Genomic DNA, 19,007 nt, shown 5'->3' with positions numbered 1-19,007 from the left:
GTCCTCAAGCAGATCGGTCACCAAGCGCACACCGCGCTGGCGCAACTCATCCGGATACTTCCTCGGTGCTGGCATGAATCCACCTTCTCGTTGGATCGATGCCTCCACCAGACCCGGGGCGGTTCAGCGGATCGCCCAAGTGGGCGTTATGTGCCGGTGACCGCCTACTCGGGTGGCGCGGATCGCCCAAGTGGGCGTTGTGTGCCGGTGGCCGCCTGCTCGGGTGGCGCGGATCGCCCAAGTGGGCGTTGTGTGCCGGTGGCGCGGGCCGAAGGTCGCTACCGGTCGTCCTGCTTGAGCGCTGTGTCGATCGTCAGCGCCGCAGCCACGCATAGCGAACGCAGCGGATCGGGGAGGTCGAAATGGATCTGCACCGCGTAGTTGTCGGCCGTGGTGAACAGGGTGGTCAGCAGCCCCTCCCAGGTCTTGGTCACCCGGGCCACTTCACGGTTCTGGGCATCGAGCAACGCGAAATTCCAGGCGCGCCAGTTCTCGGCGTTGAGTGAGCCGATCTCCTGACCGCCGACCTCCAGGCCGAACCGGATCTTGCCGAAGACATTGCGCTGCACCAGCCGGCCGATCTCGCGGCCACCCGGATCGCTCACGATCACCGTCGACTTGAACACCTTGGCCGGCCGGGTCAGCTGCAGCAGCACCCGGCCGCCGTTGTCGCGCACCTCGAGCTTGTGGGTGAGGAACTGGTCGTAATTCGACATCAGCCGCACGGCCTTCTTCAGCCCGCTCTGCCCGACCTCGACCACGGCGCCGAGCGTCGACCCGTCCTGGGCGTAGACCGTGTATTCGTTGGTGACCTCGATGATTTTGCGCTTCTGGCTGACGATCAGCGTGCGCTCGGTGAGGACATTGCGCCCCGCCTCGGCCATCCGCGCGCCGGCCTGCCCCTGCATGTGGCCGCCGAAATTCTGGTCACCATAACCTTGCGCGATCGAGTCGTTGAAGTCGTGCACCCGTTGCTCGAGTCCGCTGCGGTTCGGCTGTTGTTGCAGGTATGCCGGCTGCTGGCCGGGGTGCTGCTGCCCCGGTGCGTACTGGCCGTACTGCGGCGGCTGTCCAGAGCCCTGGGTGCCGGGGGCGTACTGGCCGTACTGCGGGTGACCCTGCTGCGGTTGCTGGCCGTAGCCCTGGCCACCCGGCTGCGGTTGCTGGCCGTAGCCGTGGCCGCCCTGCGAGCGTTGCGCCGCATAGGGATCGGCGGGCTGGGACTGGCCGCGGCCGGCATACGGGTCGGACTGCGGGCGCTGCGCCGCGTAGGGGTCGGCGGGCTGGGACTGGCCGGCACGCTGGGCGGCGTACGGATCGGCCGGCGCCGCCGACGAGTCAGACGAGGACGGCTGTCCAGGAGTCGACGCCTGCACGGCTGCCGTGGACGAAGCGGGCGCCGGCTTGGTGAAGTCGGTCCAGGTCGAGCCGTCCCAGTAGCGCAGGCGAGATGGCTGTGACGGGTCCGGGTACCACCCGGCGGCGGGGCTGGTCATGGCGTCATCCTCACATGACGACGCCGCGCCGCTCCACCGAAGGAGCGACGCGGCGTCGAGACACCCGCGCGAAGGTCAGGCAGCAGCGGTCTGCGGCGCGGTGCGCGAGGGCAGCGCGGTCGGCTGGACCGGCTTGCGGCCGCGGCTGAACTTCAGCTTCTTGGCCAGGTGGTTGGGCAGCGACAACCGGATCACCTTCAGCCAGGCCGAACCGACCTGGTGCGGCAGGCTGCCGGTGACATAGGGCAGGCCATAGCGGCGGCAGATGTCCTCGATCTGCGGCGCGATCTCCTGGTAGCGGTTGGACGGCAGGTCGGGGAACAGGTGGTGCTCGATCTGGTAGCTCAGGTTGCCCGTGGCGATGTGCATCGCCTTGGAACCCTTGATGTTGGCCGAGCCCAGCATCTGGCGCAGATACCAGTCGCCGCGGGACTCACCGGCGATCGAGGTCTTGGTGAAGGTCTCGACGCCCTCGGGGAAGTGACCGCACATGATGACCGAGTGGGTCCACAGGTTGCGCCCCAGGTTGGCGAGGTAGTTGGCGAACAGGGTCTGCTTCCAGGACCCGGTGAGCGCGGCGAGCGCCGGGTGCATCACATAGTCCTTGGTCATCTGCTGACCGATCTTGTTGAGCACCTTCTTGCCGTCGGCCTTGAACCGCGCCTTGTCCTTGCGGCCCTTGAAGTACTTGCCGAGCTCCAGGTCGTAGGCGGCGATGCCGTACTCGAAGAAGCAGGCGTTGATGAAATTCCAGGCGGGCTGGCCGAGGTAGAACGGCACCCACGGCTGGTCCTCGTCGACGCGCATGATGCCGTAGCCGAGGTCGTTGTCGCGGCCGAGCACGTTGGTGAAGGTGTGGTGCAGCTCGTTGTGGCTGTGCTTCCACAGGCTGGCCGGCGAGGCGTTGTCCCACTCGTAGGTGGTCGAGTGGATCTTCGGGTCACGCATCCAGTCCCACTGGCCGTGCATGACGTTGTGCCCGATCTCCATGTTCTCCAGGATCTTGGAGACCGTCAGGCCGACGGTGCCGACGACGAAGGCCGGCTTCCAGCGGGAGAACAGCAGCAGCGCGCGGCTGGCGAGTTCGGTCTTGCGCTGCACGTCGATCATCGTGCGGATGTACTTCGCGTCGCGGGCGCCGCGGGTGTCCAGCACGGACTGGCGCACGGCGTCGAGCTCCTTGCCGAGTGACTCGATGTCCTGGGGCGTGAGATGTGCGACGGGGTTGACGTCCTTCTTCTGCAGGGCAGTCATTGCGTCGTCCTTTCGGGTTGGGGTCGTGGGGGAGCGGAGGGTCTTTTACAGGTCGAGGTCGCAGCGGCCGGCCGCCGCGTTGATGCAGGTCTGGATGAGCACGCCATCACCCGGCTGGGCGGTGGTGATTTCGCCATTGCGCAGGTCGCGGACGGTGCCTTCGCGCATCGGCAGGACGCAGCCATAACAGATGCCCATGCGGCATCCGGACGGCATCAGGATGCCGGCTTCCTCGCCCTGGTCGAGGATCGGACGCGCACCGTCGCACTCCAGCTCGCGCTCCAGGCCGGTGAAGTAGACCGTGCCGCCCTTGCCCGGCTCGACGGTGACCGGGCGGAAGCGCTCGGTGTGCAGCAGATGCGGGGTGCCGGTGGCCGCCCAGTGCTTCTCGATCATCTCGAGCATGCCGGCCGGTCCGCAGGCCCAGGTCTCGCGTTCGCGCCAGTCGGGCACGAGGCGTTCGAGTTCGTCGGTGTCGAGCATGCCGTGGGTGTCGGTATGCCGTTCGACCAGCCGGATGCGGCCCTGGTCGTCCAGCTCACGCAATTCGTCGGCGAAGATCACGTCCTCAGGGCGGGGCGCCGAGTGCAGCAGCACCACATCGTCGAGCTGGTCGATGGCGTGCCGCAGGATGCCCATCACCGGGGTGATGCCGGAACCGCCGGTGAGCAGCAGGATCTTCTCCGGCAGCACCTTCGGCAGCACGAACTCACCGTCGGCCTGCTCCATCTGCACCAGCTGGCCGACATGCAGCGACTCGACCAGGTGGGTGCTGACGGCGCCGCCGGTGATCGCCTTGACGGTGATCGCGACCATGCCGTCGTCGCGGGGGCCGGAGGTGATCGAGTAGGCCCGCCACATCCGCACGCCGTCGATGTCGACACCGATCCGCAGGTACTGGCCGGGCACGTGCCCCGCCCACCCACGACCGGGCTGGATCACCACGGTGCGGGCGTCGTCGGTCTCGGCCACGAGTTCTCGCACTCGCCCGCGCAGGTGCGTCGGGGAGCGCAGCGGGTCGAACAGGTCGACATAGTCCTCGGGCAACAGCGGCGTGGTGAGCGCCTTGGCCAAGCGGAAGGCGCGCGCACGCCATACCGAGGAGGGAGCGGGCGCATCGGTCGTCACGCGTTCATCGTCGCGCACCTTGGGTGCCAAAATGCGCCGGTGCGAGAGTGAATTTCTCGGCTAATCTTGTGCGCAGCGAACAAAAGGAGGCCGTATGCCGACCCACGCGTCGACCGATGTCATCGCGGGAGTGCTGTCCCGTCCCGATCTGGAGCGGTTGCGCGAGGAGTTGCCGCGTCTGGCCGAGGGGTGTGTCGAGGCGATCACCGCCGAGGTGCCGGGGTATCGGCGCGCGTTCAGTGGCGAACTCGGGCGCACCATCGAGCAGGCGGTGCACCAGGCGCTCGCCGGCTTCCTCAACCTGGTGACCTCGGCCGGCAGCGCCGACCCGGCGGTGCCGATGAAGCCCTCGATCGACGGTGCCTATCTGCTCGGCCGCGGCGAGGCGACCGCGGGCCGGCCGGTCGATGACCTGCTTGCGGCCTACCGCGTCGGGGCGCGGTTCGCGTGGACCGACTTCTCCGCCGGGCTGGTGGCCGCGGGCGTGGACGCCCAGGCAATGGCCGGGTTCGCCGGCGTGATGTTCGCCTATATCGACGCGCTGTCGGCCTCGAGTGTCGCCGGCCATTCCGACGCGCTCGCCGAGGCTGGCCACACCCACGAGCGGCGGCGCGACCGGCTCGCGGCAGCGCTCTTCGCCGGTGCCGACCTGGATCAACTGGACCGGCTGGCGCAGAACGCGAGCTGGGACCCACCCGCCACCTTGTCGGCGGTCTGGCTGCCGGCGGAGGCGGCCGACACGGTGCGGCGCGCACTCGACGAGCGGACCCTGCGGGTGGGGGAGGAGGTCACCGGCTCCGACCAGGTGGTGCTGCTGGTGCCCGACGCCGACGGCACTGAGCGCCGGCGGCTGGTCAAGCGGCTGGCGACCTATCCCGCGGTCATCGGCCCGGCCCGCCCCTGGCATGACGTGCGCGTCTCGGTCGACCGGGCCCAGCGTGCCGCCCGGCTCGGGCTCGGCGAGGACGTGATCGACTGCGAGGAGCACCTGGCCGATCTCACCCTCGCTGCCGACCCCCAACTGACCGGTGACCTGCGCCGGCAAGCACTGGAGCCATTGGCCGAGCTGCCACCCGCGACCGCCGAGCGGCTGGCCGAAACCCTGCGCCTGTGGCTGTTGCTGCAGGGCCGCCGCGAGGAGGTGGCCGAGCGCCTACACGTGCACCCGCAGACCGTGCGTTATCGCATGCAACAACTGCGAGAGCTGTATGGCGACCGCCTCACCGACCCCGATCAGCTGCTGCGGCTGGTGCTCGGCCTGAGCGCACCGGAGACGACCGCCCGGCCGTGACCGGTCAGACGAAAAGCGTTGGCGCGGAAGGGGATTCGAAGGCTGCGTGAACCAACGGCCGGTGCAGCGGGATGATCGGCACCCGGCTCGCCTCGTCCGCGGTCAGCCAGGCCACCTCGGTCACCTCATCGGATCGCCCGGCCTCGCCCCCGACGACGTGCGCCCGGAAGCACACGCCATAGGTCTGGCTGGAGTGCCCGTCGGGATAGACCGCGATCTTGTCGGGGTCGGTGTAGACCGCGAGCACCGACTCCACCTCGACGGCCAGACCGGTCTCTTCGCGCGCTTCGCGCACCGCCGCCTCGGCGAAGGTCTCGCCGGGGTCGATGCCACCACCAGGAAGGCACCACAGGGCGTTGTCCTGCCGCCTGGTCAGCAGCAGCCGGTCTGCGTCGCGCACCGCCACCGAGGCGCCGATCTTCTGCCGGGCCTCGCGGCCGACGCGCGGTCCGGCATACAGCGTGGTGCGCGGCGGCTGGCGCTCGTAGACGACCCAGGCGAAACCGTCCTGCGGCTCGCGGGAGACCTCCCGCCACCGCTGCGGGTCGAAGGCCGGGAAGAAGGTGTCGCCGTCGACATCGATGTCGATCTCGGTGAGCAGGATCCGGTCGGCGAAGGGCAGCGCCTGCTCGTAGATCTGGGCGCCGCCGACAATGAAGACCGACTCGTCGCCGGTGAGCGCCAGGGCGTGGTCGAGGGAGTGGGCCACCTCGACACCGTCGGCGCTCCAGTCCGGCTGCCGGGTGACCACGATCGAGCGCCGCCCGGGCAGCACGCCCATCGACTCGAAGGTGCGCCGCCCCATGATCATCGGGTGGCCCATCGTGGTGCGCTTGAAGTACTTCAGGTCGGCCGGCAGGTGCCACGGCATACCGCCGTCGCGACCGATCACCCCGCCGCGAGAACGGGCCGCGATCAGGCTGACCAGACCGGACGGCCGGCCGGGAGGACCGCTCATACCGCGATCGGCGCCTTGATCGTCGGATCGGCGACATAGTCGAGCAGGCGGATGTCCTCCAGCTCGAACTCATCGATCGAGGTGCGCTGCGGGTTGAGCTCGAGGCGGGGCAGCGGCTTGGGGGTGCGAGTGAGCTGCTCGCGCGCCTGGTCGAGATGGTTGAGATAGAGGTGTGCGTCGCCGATCGTGTGCACGAACTCGCCGACCCCGAGCCCGGTCACCTGGGCGACCATGTGGGTGAGCAGCGCGTAGGACGCGATATTGAACGGAACACCGAGGAAGACATCGCCCGAGCGCTGGTAGAGCTGGCAGGACAGCCGCCGTATGCCGTCCTCGCCCGCCGGCGCGACGTAGAACTGGAAGAGCGTGTGGCAGGGGGGCAGCGCCATCTCGTCGACATCGGCGACATTCCACGCCGAGACGATGTGCCGGCGGGAGTCGGGGTTGGTGCGGATGCCGTCGATCAGCCGGGCGAGCTGGTCGATGGTCCGGCCATCGGGCGTGGGCCAGGACCGCCACTGGTGGCCGTAGACCGGACCGAGGTCGCCGTTCTCGTCGGCCCACTCGTCCCAGATCGTGATGCGTCGCTCGTGCAGCCACTGCACATTGGTGTCGCCGCGCAGGAACCACAGCAGCTCGCCGAAGATCGAGCGCAGATGCAGCTTCTTGGTCGTCATCGCGGGAAAGCCGGCCTGCAGGTCGAAGCGCATCTGGTGGCCGAAGACCGACAGCGTCCCGGTGCCGGTGCGGTCGTCCTTGCGCGCTCCGTCGGCGAGGATGCGGTCAAGCAGATCGAGGTATTGCTGCACGGCACCGATCGTAGGACCCAGCCCCGACAGTGCTCGGGCTGCGTTCCAGCGCTTCGCGGTTGAATGTGACTCAGATCACATTCAACCGCGGTAACGGCCGGGACGGCCGCGCGATGTCATCTGTGCGCGTTGCCACCCGGACCCCCGAGCGGGTGGCAACGCGCGATCACTTTCTGCGACCAGTGCGGCCCGGTCGGTGCCGAGCCCGTCGGGTGCAGCCGATAACCTGAGGGCCATGACCTCCACCCCCTTCGGCCGCATGATCACCGCGATGGTCACGCCCATGAAGCCCGACGGAGCCATCGACTACGACGGGGTGGCGGCGCTCGCGGCATACCTCGTGGATCACGGCCACGACGGCCTCGTGGTCAACGGGACCACGGGCGAGTCGGCGACCACGACCGATGAGGAGAACGTCCAGACCGTCAAGGCGGTCGTCGACGCGGTGGGGGACCGCGCACGGATCACCGCCGGTGTCGGCACCAACGACACCGCGCACTCGGTGCACGCGGCGAAGGCGATGGCCGCCGCCGGTGCCCACAACGTGCTGATCGTGACGCCCTACTACAACAAGCCGACCCAGGCCGGCATCGTCGAACACTTCCGTGCCGTCTGTGGCGCAACGGGATTGCCCGCGATGGCCTACGACATCCCCGGCCGCACCGCGACGGCGCTCGCCTCCGACACCATCCGCCGGCTCGCCGAGATCGACGAGGTCCAGGCCGTCAAGGACGCCAAGGGCGACCTTTTCGCCGCGACCCAGTTGATGGCCGAGACCGGCCTGCTGTGGTTCTCCGGCGACGACGTCAACAACCTGCCCTGGCTCGCCGTCGGCGCGGTCGGGCTGGTGTCGGTCGTCGGCCACGTCGCCGGCGATGACTACGCCCAGCTGATCGCGGCGGTGGACCAGGGCGACCTGCGCACCGCGCGCGAAATCCATACCCGGCTGATTCCCGCGGTCGACGCGGTGATGAACACCAGCCAGGGAGCGATCATGGCCAAGGCCGCACTCGCCGAGCTCGGAGTCATCGACTCCGACGCGGTGCGCCTGCCGCTGCTCCCCGCCACCCCCGAGCACCGCGACATCCTGCGCGCGGGGCTCACCGCTGCAGGAGTGAAGTGAGTCATCCCCATCCCGAACTAGGTCCGCCCCCCGCCCTGCCGAAGGGCGGCGTCCGCGTCGTCCCGCTCGGCGGCCTCGGGGAGGTCGGCCGCAATATGACGGTCGTCGAGTATGCGGGCCGCCTGCTCATCGTCGACTGCGGCGTGCTCTTCCCCGAGGACCACCCCGGCGTCGACCTGATCCTGCCGGACTTCGAATACATCGAGGACCGGCTGGACGACATCGACGCGATCGTGCTGACGCACGGCCACGAAGACCACATCGGCGCCGTGCCCTACCTGTTGCGGCTCAAGCCGGACATCCCGCTGGTCGGCTCGACGCTGACGCTCGCGCTGGTCGAGGCCAAGCTGAAGGAACACCGCATCACCCCCTTCACGCTCACGGTGAAGGAGGGCTCGCGCGAGAAGCTCGGCCCCTTCGATTGTGAGTTCGTCGCGGTCAATCACTCGATCCCGGACGCGCTTGCGGTGTTCTTGCGCACGCCGGGTGGCAACCTGCTGATCACCGGTGACTTCAAGATGGACCAGCTGCCGCTGGACGGCCGGATCACCGACCTGCGGTCCTTCGCGCGCTTCGGCGAGGAGGGTGTGGACCTGTTCCTCACCGACTCGACCAATGCCGAGGTGCCCGGCTTCACCACGCCGGAGCGCGACATCACCCCGGCCATCGAGCGCGTCTTCGCCACCGCGGAGCGCCGGATCATCGTGGCCTGCTTCTCCTCGCATGTGCATCGGGTGCAGCAGGTGCTGGATGCCGCGCAGGCGCACGGCCGCAAGGTCGCGATGGTCGGCCGGTCGATGGTGCGCAATATGGGCATCGCCGCCGACCTGGGCTATCTGCACGTGCCGGACGGGCTGCTCGTGGACGCCAAGAAGCTCGGCGACCTGCGCGACGACCAGGTGGTGCTGGTCTGCACCGGCTCGCAGGGCGAGCCGATGGCCGCGCTGTCGCGGATGGCCAACCGGGACCACCAGATCGACGTCGGGCCGGGTGACACCGTGCTGATGGCGAGCTCACTCATCCCCGGCAATGAGAACGCCGTCTATCGCGTGATCAACGGGCTGATGCGCCTCGGTGCTCGGGTGGTGCACAAGGGCAACGCCCTGGTGCACGTCAGCGGCCACGCCAGCGCGGGTGAGCTGCTCTATTGCTACAACATCGTGCGGCCGCGCAATGTGATGCCGATCCACGGCGAGTGGCGCCACCTGGTCGCCAACGCCGACCTGGCGATCCTCACCGGTGTGCCCGCGCGGAATGTGATCGTCGCCGAGGACGGCGTGGTGGTCGACCTGGTCGACGGCCGTGCGTCGATCACCGGTGTCGTGCCGTGTGGCTATGTGTATGTCGACGGCTCGCTCGTCGGCACCACCGACGAGACGCTGCTCAAGGACCGGCGCATCCTGCGCGACGAGGGCTTCGTCACGATCATCGTGGTGCGCGACTCCAACACCGGCAAGATCGCCGCCGGCCCCGACATCCGCACCCGCGGTTTCGCCGAGGACGAGGCGGTCTTCGACAAGGTGCGCCCGCGCATCGAGGAAGCCCTCGAAGACGCGCGCCGCAAGGGCGTCGAGGACACCCACCAGCTGCAGCAGATCATCCGCCGCGCCGTCGGCGGCTATATCGGCGGCAAGCTGCGTCGCCGGCCGATGATCATCCCGATCGTCATCGACGCCTAACTCGATTCGCGCCGCTCCGGTGAAGTCACCGGGGGAGCGACGGTGGCCTGCTGGCCGGCGCGCCGCAGGGCGTCGGCGACGAACCCCGTCGACTTGGCGTGCTCGACGAAGGCGCGCAGGTAGGACGTCGCGACCGGCGGCAACGTCTTGGGCGCTGCGATCGCCTGAGCGATCTGCATGAAGGCCGGCTCGAGCACGCGCACGTCGAACCGTTCGGCCTGCGCCTGCACCGCCGACCGGATGCCGGCCGCGACCTCCAGCCGGGCCGACTCGAAGACCTCCAGGCCGTCGCTGCCGCGCACGATCGTGGCGTGCTGCAGCGTGCGGGTCAGGAACAGGTCGTATGCCGAACCCTCTTTCACCCCAACGCGATTCCCCGGCCGATCGACGTCGTCGGCGTGGTCGAGGTCGCTGTCGGCGGGCACGGCATACACCCCCTCGATGAGCAGGTATGGCGCGGTGAACGTCACCTCGGCCGCGCGGGCCGGCTCGTCGGCGAGGAAGGCGAGGTCCACCTCGCCGGCCGTCAGCGCGGCGAACGAGTCACGGGCCGCCTCGACGGTGGTGAAGGCGACCGGCACGCCGAGACGGTCGGCGAGTTCACGCGCCAGGTCGACGGTGACGCCGGTCGGATCGCTCGCGGTGCCGCCGGCGAGCACGGGGTTGCCGAGGTTGATGACCGCACGCAGCGTGCCGGTGGGGGCGAGGGCGGCGGTGAGGCGGGAGGACGTCATACCGGCAATCTTGTCAGCCGGACATGCGAAACGGCCGCCGTCCCGCGAGGGGACGACGGCCGTTGGCCGCGAGGACAGATCAGGCAGGAAGCTGCAGGATCTGGCCGACGAAGATCAGGTTCGGGTTGCTGATCGTGCCGCGGTTGTTCGCGAAGATCGCCTGCCAGCCACCGTTCACGTCGTAACGCTGGGCGAGCTTGGACAGGGTGTCACCGGCCTGCACCGTGTACGACTTGCCAACGGCCTTGCGGGCCTGGGTGGCAGGAGCGTGGTGGTGCTTCGGGGTGTAGGCCGGAGCCTTGGTCGACTGCGCCTGCGGGCGAGCGGTCGAACGCGAGGTGTGCTTGTGCGTCTTCTTCGGCGCGGCCTGCTGGGGGGCGGCCTGCCGCTTCGGCGCGGTCTGCTGCTTCGGCGCGGGGGCCGGGGCAGCCTGCTGCGGCGGAGCGGAAACGCCGCCACCACCGTTGCTGCGGGTCAGCCCGGCCTTGACCGAGCACACCGGCCAGGCGCCGGGGCCCTGGCCCGCGAGCACGCGCTGGGCGACGGTGATCTGAGCCGAGACGCTCGCGAGGTCCGCGCGCGGGGCGTAGGCGAGACCGCCATAGCCCGCCCAGGTCTGCTGGGTGAACTGCAGGCCGCCGTAGAAGCCGTTGCCGGTGTTGATGCTCCAGTTGCCACCGCTCTCGCAGGCTGCGACGCGGTACCAAACGGAAGTGTCAGCGTGGGCCTGGGTCGCGTTGACGGCGCCCGCACCGACGGTGGCAGCGCTGGCCAGGCCGAGGCCGAGCACGCGCTTGCTGATCGAGATAGAGGACATGGGTTCCTTTCCTGACGTGCGCCTGCGGGGTTAGCTGTCGGGTTCGGACGGTCAGGTTGCCCGGCCGGTCGGAACCGGCTTCACCCCAAGCCACCGTGGGTGGACATCTGTGGGTCCCCCACCCTCGCAACACCGCCGGGAGGTTCCCGGTGCGTGGCAGTCGGCGAGGTTCGGCGCGCCTGCCACCGGCATACGGGCCGGCGCAGGGGACGTCGGCCCATGGTTTTTGGGTTGTCGTGGTGCGCGGTCGGGGTGCACACCAGACTCGACAGTAAGCAATTGGTCAAGCGAGTTCAAACTCGCCCGCCCCTCGGCGTGGCGCGATCAGCGCGTTCTGGTATAGATCCCACCCCTTCGTATGCCGCCGGCGGTCACCTCAGCCAGATCGCGAGGGCTGCCGCTGCGCAGGCCCACAGCACGCTGACGAAGGTGCCGATGATGAACCGCTCGGCGACCGCCGGGTTGTCCCCGCTGCGCAGCTCCGGGTAGCGGCCGAGGGCCTTGATCGCGAGGGCGACGGCAACCATCTCGCGCCAGCCGGCGACGAGGGAGGCGTAGATCGCGATGCGCTCGAGCACACCGATCCAGGTGCCGCCACGCAGCAGGCTCGCTGCCGACTCGAGCGTGTCGTCGGTCATCGGTGAGGTGTGTGGGGTGTGCTGCTGCGCGGGGGAGCGGTCGACGATCTTGAACACGCCAACCGTCAGCGGACCACCGAGCACGACGGCCACCAGGCCGAGCCCGACGACGATCAGCACCTGGGTCATGCGGCCACGTTATCGGGCGGCGGTGACAGGGTCAGTCAAGCTCGGACAGCAGCTGCGCCGCCGTCACGATCGCTAAGGCTCCCGAGCGCCGAATCCGTTGGGAGACAGCGGATTCGCTGATCTTCTCGGCCGTCGCGAGCTGAGCCTGCGAACGGCCGGCGCGCAGTCCGGCGAGCAGTCGGAGGCCGCGTTCGTCGAGTGCCGCGAGCAGCTGGTCGGTCGAGGCGAGCGCGGCATTGACCGCGGGGGCGCGTGGGTCGTCGTCGGCCGAATACCAGACCCGTGCGGTCGCGGTGGCGGGCTTGCTCGCGCGGTCTTCGACGAGTTCGATCGCCGCGCGCGCGGCCCACCAGGCGGGACCGTCGGCACCGCCCGGCCGGTCGGTCAGCGTCGTTGATGCACCACGCGCGATGCCGCACCGGATGTCGACGGTGGGCAACAGGTCGAGGCGCAGGTCGACGGTCGCGGCGAGCGCTGCGCCGAGGGTGTCGTAGCTGCCTTGGAACTCGTCCGACCCGGTCGTCATCCCGAGCGGGCGGGTCGCGGGATGGGTCGCGGTGGACCGGGCGAGCGCGCTCAGCAACCGGTCATGCAGGGCGACCTGATCGGCGTGCTCGCGCGAGCGCACCACATCGGCGATCACGGCATACGTGGTGGTTCTCACATCGGCCATGATAAAGCGAAAAGCTTCAGAAGTGGGAAGTGAAGCTGATAGCTGTCATGGAGTATGCCGTGGGTTTCCGCTCGCGTGTCCGCGTGGGCGCACGAGGGGTGGTGCGGATCTGCGGACCCTGCGCGGGGGCTCACGCGTGTGTCCGCGTGGGCGCACGAGGGGTGGTGCGGATCTGCGGACGCTGGGCCCAGGTGACATGATCCCGGCGTGAAGCGAGGGGGACGGCGCGCCGCCGAGATGGTGGTGGCCGGGTTGACGGTGATCGTCGCGCTGTTGATCGCCACGCGTTGGGTCGATCGCACCGGCCGGATGCCGCAGCTGCAGTCGGTGTTCCCGGTGTTCGGCATCGCCGCCGGCGTCCTGGTCGCGGTGGCGGCAGCGCTGCGATCGTGGCGGCTGTGCGCGGCCACCCTCGTCGTCGCGCTCGTTCCGGGCACCCTCGCGGTCAGAGCGCTCGTCCCGGACACCGTGGCCGCGAACGCGTCCGATGACGTCGTTGTCGCGGTCAATATGGAGGTCGGCGCTGCCGACGCGGGCCGCATCGTCCGGCTCCTGCGCGAGCGCCGCGCCACGATCCTCGTCCTCACCGAGTGCACGCCCGGCGCGCTCAAACGACTCGAAGCCGCCGGTCTCAGCGACATCCTGCCCCAGCAGGCGGGAGTGGCCGGACCGGACATCGGAGGCACGATCGTCCGCAGCACGCACCGGCTGACCCTGCGAGCGGCCAACCCGGGCGAGCCGTATCCGGGCGGCCGATTCGGGGACAGTCCCGAGGTCGTGGTCCATGCTGCCCGCGATGTCACCGTGCGCGCCGTGCACCCGGCGGCGCCGGTGCCCGAGCTCGCCGATCGCTGGCGTGCCGACCTCGCCGCGCTTGCCAGCTGGCGGCGGGCCCAGCCGGGCGGCATACCGCTGCTGATGGTCGGCGACTTCAACGCCTCGAGCGCGATGCCGGCCTACCGTGCCGTTGCGGACACCATGACCGACGCCCATGCCGCGGCCGGGGCGGGCTGGGTGCGCACCTGGCCGCAGGGGCGTGCCTACCCGCCTTTCGTGCAGCTCGACCACGTCCTCACCCGCGACCTAGGCGTGGTGGCGGCGGGCACCGACGCGGTGCCCAGCACGGATCACCGGGCCGTCTGGGCCAGGATCAGGGTGAAGTGAAAGTCTTCAGTTCCGGAAACTGAAGCGTGCAGCGTCACCAGGGCAGCGGTTCGTCCACGAGTCGCGGGTCTTCGCGCGCGACCCAGCCCGCGTCGGTGTGGTCGTATGCCGAGGCCGGCCCGTGCTCGACCAGCCGGCGCACCCCGGCGATCAGCCGCTCGACGTGGTGCGGCTGGGTCGCCAGGCCGATCGAGGCGCGCACTGCACAGCCCCGCCCGCCGACGATCGCGTCGCACAGCAGGTGAGCGCAGAACCGGCCGTCCCGCACCGCGATGCCGTGCTCGTCGGCGAGCACCTGGGACACCAGCGAGCAGTCGATCCCGTCGATGGTGAAGCTCACCACGCCGACATTGGGCCGCTCGGGCCCGAGCGCGTGGACCAGCCGCACGCCGGGGATCGCCTCGAGCCCCTCGCGCAGCCGCTGGTGCAGCACCCGCTCGTGGGCCTCGATCCGCTCGCGGTGCCGGGTGAGCGCGGAGCAGGCCGCGGCCAGCGCGATCGCACCGACGGCGTTCGGCGTGCCGCCCTCGTGCCGCGCCGGCCCGGTCTGCCACTGGACCCCGCGCGCGCCGACGGCTCGCGTTGCGCCTCCGGCGGGCAGGTATGGCGTCGCCGCGTCCAGCCAGTCGGTCCGGCCGACGAGCGCGCCCGCGCCATACGGCGCATAGGTCTTGTGGCCGGAGAAGGCAACCCAGTCGACGCCCCAGTCGGCGATGTCGACGCGGTGATGGGGGGCGAGCTGGGCAGCGTCGAGCACCGTGCGCGCCTCGAATTCCGTTGCCACCTCGACCAATTCGCGCACCGGCCAGACCTCGCCGGTGACATTGCAGGCACCGGTGATGACCACGATCTTGTGCCGCGCCGTGCTGGCGGCCAGCGCCTCACGCAGCAGCTCGAGGGCGTCGGAGGCGCTGTGTGGCACCGGCAGGCGGGTGGTCCGCGCCGACGACCACGGCAGCAGCGCGGCGTGGTGAGCGGACTCCCAGGCGAAGACCTGGGTGCGGCGCGGCAGTGCGTGGGCGAGCAGGCGCAACGCGTCGGTGGTGTTGCGGGTGATGACGACCTGGTCGTCGGCGCGCGCACCGACGAAGTCGGCGATCTCGCGCCGGGCCTGCTCGAACCACGCGGTGGTCTGCCGGCTGGTGTAGCCGGCACCCCGGTGCACCGACCCGTAGGTGCGCTGCACCTTCTCCACGGTCTCGGTCACCGAGATCAGCGCCGGCGCGGTCGCGCCGTGGTCGAAATTGGCGAAGTCGACGACTCGTCGGTCGATGGTCGGCACGCCGAGCTCGTGGTGGACGGTGCGCGGCAGCCCTTCGGCGACGGCGGCCGGGGGCGGCGTCACCCCCTCCGGCACGAGCGAGAGTCGGCGGGTGGGGGCCTCGGTCGAGGGGAGGTTCGGGGCGGAGACGGACACGGTCACTCCTCGTGGTCGGTGGACCACTGGGACTCACCCGGTGATCCGCGCTTGCCGGCCCACGGGCGTAGGTCGGCCCGGTCGTCACCCGGAGCACCCCACCGCGGAGGAGGGTTGCCGCTCAGCAAGCCGGGGCTTGACGCTGAGACTCATGACCTGGCCGGGACTTTAGAGCGGTCCCCGCCGGCCCGTCCACCCATCTCGCAGCCTGGACGCTCGGTCCAGCACTCGGACGGTATGCCGAGCCGCCGGCCCGGATTCGCGCCGAACCCACCGGCGGCGTGTGATCCCTGGGGCTGGTGTGACGGACGGCTAGGCTGGCGCCGTGGCCACCCGTCAGTCATCGCCCTCCCGCAGCCGCAGCTCCGGGACCCGCCCCAGCAGTGGGCGCAGTTCGAGCCGTCCGCCGGCGAAGAAGGCGGCCGGCAGCACCGCCCGTGGCGGCCGCAAGCCGGCCTCGGGCGGGCTGCCGCTGCCCTTGCGCGCGGCTCGCGGCGCCTGGATGGGTGTGGCGCATGTCGCCGGTGGTGCCGCCCGGCATGTCGGGCACTCGGCGCGCGACCTCGACCCCGAGCTGCGCCGCGACGGCGCCGGCCTGAGCCTGATCGCCGCCGCCATCGTGGTGGCGGCTGGTGAGTGGTGGGGACTGTCCGGCTTCTTCGGCTCGCTCATTCACACCGTGGTCGCCGGAACCTTCGGCATGGTCGCGCTGGCCCTGCCGGTCGTGCTGCTGCTGCTCGGTGTCCGGATGTTGCGCTCGCCGCGTGGCGACCACGCCACCAACCGCATCGGCATCGGCTTCGTCCTGCTCATGGTTGCGGCCTGCGGTCTGGTCAGCATCGCCAAGGGCGTGCCCGCCCCGAGTCCGCGCGAAGGCATCGAGGCGGCCGGCGGCATGATCGGCTTCCTCGCCTCCTCGCCGCTGGTGGCCGGCATCACCGCGTGGGGCGCGACCCCCTTGCTGTTGCTGCTTGGCTTCTTCAGCCTGCTCGTGATTACCGCAACCCCGGTGCACCGCATCCCCGAGCGGGTGCGCGCGGTGACCGACCGGTTGTTCTACGGTCACCTGGCCGATCGCGACGAGCAGCAGGACGGCCCGGTCGACGCCGTCGCACTCGACCTGCACGGGGAGCAGATCGACGGAGCCAAGCCCAAGCGCCGCGGCCGCCGCAAGCGCCCCAGCGACGACGACCCGCAGCTGGATGGTGACGAGGCCTTCGAGCAGGCAGCCGTCGTCGTGCCACGCCGCACCAAGTCCGGGCGGGTGCTGCGCCCGGGCGAGAAGGTGCCCGAAGGCGACGCCCCGGCATACGACCAGCAGGCCGACGCTCCGGCGACCGAAGCACCCAGCGCGCCGCCCGTGCTCGCGAACCCACCGAAGTCCGAGCTCCAGGCGCCCCCGACCACGCCGTTGCCGCAGCGCGTCGAGCAGCTCGCGCTCGCCGGCGATGTCACCTATACGCTGCCGTCCAACGAGTTGCTCGCGCCGGGCGCCCCGCACAAGACCCGCTCGGCCGCCAACGACCGCGTCGTCGAGGCGCTGACCAAGGTGCTGGAGTCCTTCGACGTCGACGCCCAGGTCACCGGCTTCACCCGTGGCCCCACGGTCACCCGGTATGAGGTCGAGCTCGGCCCGGGCACCAAGGTCGAACGCGTCACCGCGCTGTCGAAGAACATCGCGTATGCCGTCGCGAGCGCCGACGTGCGCATCCTGTCGCCGATCCCGGGCAAGTCGGCCATCGGCATCGAGATCCCCAACACCGACCGCGAGAAGGTCAGCCTGGGTGATGTGCTGCGCAGCCAGGCCGCGCGCAGCAACGACCACCCGATGGTGATGGGCGTCGGCAAGGACGTCGAGGGTGGTTATGTCATCGCCAACCTCGCCAAGATGCCGCACCTGCTGGTCGCCGGTGCGACCGGCGCCGGTAAGTCCAGCTTCGTGAACTCGATGATCACCTCGATCATGATGCGCGCGACCCCGGACGAGGTGCGGATGGTGCTGGTCGACCCCAAGCGGGTCGAGCTCACCGGCTATGACGGCATCCCGCACCTGATCACGCCGATCATCACCAACCCCAAGAAGGCCGCCGAGGCCCTGCAGTGGGTGGTGCGCGAGATGGACACGCGCTATGACGACCTGGCGGCCTTCGGTTACAAGCATGTCGACGACTTCAACAAGGCGGTGCGGGCCGGCAAGGTGCAGCCGCTGCCCGGCTCGGAGCGGGTGATCCAGCCCTATCCCTATCTGCTGGTGATCGTCGACGAGCTCGCCGACCTGATGATGGTGGCGCCGCGCGATGTCGAGGAATCGATCGTGCGCATCACCCAGCTCGCCCGGGCCGCCGGCATCCACCTGGTGCTCGCGACCCAGCGGCCCTCGGTCGATGTGGTCACCGGCCTGATCAAGGCCAATGTGCCCTCGCGGCTGGCCTTCGCGACCTCCTCGCTCGCCGACAGCCGGGTCGTGCTCGACCAGCCCGGCGCGGAGAAGCTCATCGGGCAGGGTGACGCGCTCTTCCTGCCGATGGGCGCGAGCAAACCGATGCGCGTCCAGGGCGCCTGGGTCACCGAATCCGAGGTGCACGAGGTCGTCGCGCACGTCAAGCAACAGCTCAAGCCGACCTACCGCGATGACGTCGCGGTCAACGCGCCCAAGAAGGAGATCGACGAGGACATCGGCGACGACCTCGACCTGCTGCTGCAGGCCGCGGAGCTGGTGATCTCCAGCCAGTTCGGTTCGACCTCGATGCTGCAGCGCAAGCTGCGCGTCGGCTTCGCCAAGGCCGGCCGGCTGATGGACCTGATGGAGAGCCGCGGGATCGTCGGCCCGTCTGAGGGGTCCAAGGCGCGCGATGTGCTGGTGAAGCCGGACGACCTGCCGACCACGCTCGCCTTGCTGCGCGGTGAGGACGTGCCGGGCGGCGACGAGGTCTACGACGCGCAGGACGAGGGCACTGGTGAGTCCGAGGATGCCTGGGAGCTCACCGGCAGGACCGAATGACCCTCGCCGCCCAGATCCCCGGCCGCGGGCTCTGGCACGCCATGCGGGTGCACCCCAGCGGGGTGCTGCTCGTGGCTCAACTGCTCGGCATCGTGGTCTACCCGTTCACCGAGAACTCCGATGTCGGGCGGTCGATCTTCTCGATCATCCAGATGCTCGTGCTGGCGATCGCGGTGTATGCCGTGCGCCGGACTCCCGCGCTCAACTGGGTCTCGCTGTTGCTCGGCGTGCCGGCGATGGTGCTGACCTTCGTGCAACTTCTGCTCCCGGACGTGGCTGCGGTGTCGATCGCGACCGATGTCACCCACGCGGCGTTCTACGGCTACACGGCATACGGGATTTTGCGGTACATGTTCGCCGACGACGTGGTCGGCAAGGACGAGTTGTTCGCCACCGGTGCCTGCTTCACCGTGGTCGCCTATGGCTTCGCCTATGTGTATGACGCGGTGCAGGTCATCTGGGGGCCGTCGCAATTCGCCGCCTCGCACGACGGACTGTTGTCGTGGATGGGGTTGCTCTTCTTGTCGTTCACCACGATGACCGGGACCGGGCTGTCGGATATCTCGCCGATCGGGGGACACGCCCGCTCGATGGTGATGATGGAGCAGCTCGCTGGGGTGAACTATCTGGCGATCGTCGTCGCGCGCCTGGTCGGATTGACCATCCTGCATCTGCGCAAGAACGACGGAAACTGAC

Annotated in this window: 16 protein-coding genes and 2 riboswitches; of the genes, 6 read left to right on the top strand and 10 right to left on the bottom strand. The window is 69.8% G+C overall.

Going from position 1 to position 19,007, the window contains the following annotated elements:
• Positions 1-278 precede the first annotated feature (278 nt).
• From G9U51_RS10160 to G9U51_RS10150, 3 genes are all read right to left on the bottom strand, one after another.
• A complete protein-coding gene (locus G9U51_RS10160) occupies positions 279-1,496 on the bottom strand; it encodes a phospholipid scramblase-related protein (RefSeq protein WP_166196595.1) in 1,218 nt (405 codons plus the stop codon).
• 75 nt (positions 1,497-1,571) lie between these two features.
• Positions 1,572-2,750 (bottom strand): fatty acid desaturase family protein, encoded by a 1,179-nt coding sequence (locus tag G9U51_RS10155; protein ID WP_166196593.1) that lies wholly within the window; start codon positions 2,748-2,750, stop codon positions 1,572-1,574.
• 45 nt (positions 2,751-2,795) lie between these two features.
• Positions 2,796-3,878 carry a ferredoxin reductase gene (locus G9U51_RS10150; protein ID WP_166196591.1) on the bottom strand — a complete coding sequence of 361 codons (1,083 nt, stop codon included), beginning with the start codon at positions 3,876-3,878 and terminating at the stop codon, positions 2,796-2,798.
• A gap of 94 nt (positions 3,879-3,972) precedes the next feature.
• Here G9U51_RS10150 and G9U51_RS10145 point away from each other — a divergent pair, with 94 nt between their 5' ends.
• Positions 3,973-5,169: a PucR family transcriptional regulator gene (locus G9U51_RS10145; RefSeq protein ID WP_166196589.1), complete on the top strand. Its 1,197-nt coding sequence runs from the start codon at positions 3,973-3,975 to the stop codon at positions 5,167-5,169.
• Positions 5,170-5,173: 4 nt separating this feature from the next.
• Here G9U51_RS10145 and G9U51_RS10140 read toward each other — a convergent pair whose 3' ends face one another.
• Positions 5,174-6,127 (bottom strand): dihydrofolate reductase, encoded by a 954-nt coding sequence (locus G9U51_RS10140; RefSeq protein ID WP_166196587.1) that lies wholly within the window; start codon positions 6,125-6,127, stop codon positions 5,174-5,176.
• On the bottom strand, positions 6,124-6,936 hold the full coding sequence (locus G9U51_RS10135; protein WP_166196585.1) for a thymidylate synthase: 813 nt from the start codon (positions 6,934-6,936) through the stop codon (positions 6,124-6,126). The genes G9U51_RS10140 and G9U51_RS10135 overlap by 4 nt, the downstream gene beginning before the upstream one ends.
• A 235-nt stretch (positions 6,937-7,171) precedes the next feature.
• Between G9U51_RS10135 and dapA the strand changes: the two genes are divergently transcribed.
• Positions 7,172-8,059 carry a 4-hydroxy-tetrahydrodipicolinate synthase gene (gene dapA, locus G9U51_RS10130; protein ID WP_166196583.1) on the top strand — a complete coding sequence of 296 codons (888 nt, stop codon included), beginning with the start codon at positions 7,172-7,174 and terminating at the stop codon, positions 8,057-8,059.
• Positions 8,056-9,738, top strand: coding sequence for a ribonuclease J (locus G9U51_RS10125; RefSeq protein WP_166196581.1), 1,683 nt, complete (start codon positions 8,056-8,058; stop codon positions 9,736-9,738). Before dapA ends, G9U51_RS10125 begins: the two co-directional genes overlap by 4 nt.
• On the opposite strand, the gene G9U51_RS10120 is transcribed toward G9U51_RS10125, so the two are convergent.
• From G9U51_RS10120 to G9U51_RS10105, 4 genes are all read right to left on the bottom strand, one after another.
• On the bottom strand, positions 9,735-10,472 hold the full coding sequence (locus tag G9U51_RS10120) for a transporter substrate-binding domain-containing protein (protein WP_166196579.1): 738 nt from the start codon (positions 10,470-10,472) through the stop codon (positions 9,735-9,737). The genes G9U51_RS10125 and G9U51_RS10120 overlap by 4 nt on opposite strands.
• Before the next feature lie 79 nt (positions 10,473-10,551).
• On the bottom strand, positions 10,552-11,289 hold the full coding sequence (locus G9U51_RS17865) for a transglycosylase family protein (protein WP_166196577.1): 738 nt from the start codon (positions 11,287-11,289) through the stop codon (positions 10,552-10,554).
• A 4-nt stretch (positions 11,290-11,293) separates the two neighbouring features.
• Positions 11,294-11,451: riboswitch (cyclic di-AMP (ydaO/yuaA leader) on the bottom strand.
• Between the two features lie 209 nt (positions 11,452-11,660).
• Complete coding sequence (locus G9U51_RS10110) at positions 11,661-12,056, bottom strand: hypothetical protein (RefSeq protein ID WP_166196575.1); 396 nt, start codon at positions 12,054-12,056, stop codon at positions 11,661-11,663.
• A 31-nt stretch (positions 12,057-12,087) separates the two neighbouring features.
• Positions 12,088-12,720 carry a SatD family protein gene (locus G9U51_RS10105; protein ID WP_207948181.1) on the bottom strand — a complete coding sequence of 211 codons (633 nt, stop codon included), beginning with the start codon at positions 12,718-12,720 and terminating at the stop codon, positions 12,088-12,090.
• Positions 12,721-12,936: 216 nt separating this feature from the next.
• Here G9U51_RS10105 and G9U51_RS10100 point away from each other — a divergent pair, with 216 nt between their 5' ends.
• Positions 12,937-13,893: an endonuclease/exonuclease/phosphatase family protein gene (locus tag G9U51_RS10100; RefSeq protein ID WP_166196573.1), complete on the top strand. Its 957-nt coding sequence runs from the start codon at positions 12,937-12,939 to the stop codon at positions 13,891-13,893.
• A 34-nt stretch (positions 13,894-13,927) separates the two neighbouring features.
• On the opposite strand, the gene G9U51_RS10095 is transcribed toward G9U51_RS10100, so the two are convergent.
• The gene (locus tag G9U51_RS10095; protein ID WP_328823416.1) at positions 13,928-15,310 is read right to left on the bottom strand and encodes an aminotransferase class V-fold PLP-dependent enzyme; all 1,383 of its coding nucleotides are present in this window, start codon (positions 15,308-15,310) and stop codon (positions 13,928-13,930) included.
• 42 nt (positions 15,311-15,352) lie between these two features.
• Positions 15,353-15,467: riboswitch (SAM riboswitch) on the bottom strand.
• A gap of 345 nt (positions 15,468-15,812) precedes the next feature.
• Here G9U51_RS10095 and G9U51_RS10090 point away from each other — a divergent pair.
• Together G9U51_RS10090 and G9U51_RS10085 are read left to right on the top strand one after the other, a co-directional pair.
• Positions 15,813-18,311 (top strand): DNA translocase FtsK, encoded by a 2,499-nt coding sequence (locus G9U51_RS10090; protein WP_166196621.1) that lies wholly within the window; start codon positions 15,813-15,815, stop codon positions 18,309-18,311.
• The gene (locus G9U51_RS10085) at positions 18,308-19,006 is read left to right on the top strand and encodes an ion channel (protein WP_166196569.1); all 699 of its coding nucleotides are present in this window, start codon (positions 18,308-18,310) and stop codon (positions 19,004-19,006) included. The genes G9U51_RS10090 and G9U51_RS10085 overlap by 4 nt, the downstream gene beginning before the upstream one ends.
• The last annotated feature ends 1 nt before the right edge of the window (position 19,007 follow it).

The organism is Metallococcus carri (assembly GCF_011440275.1).
GTDB lineage: Bacteria > Actinomycetota > Actinomycetes > Actinomycetales > Dermatophilaceae > Metallococcus > Metallococcus carri.
This window is presented reverse-complemented; position numbering and strand designations above follow the sequence as displayed.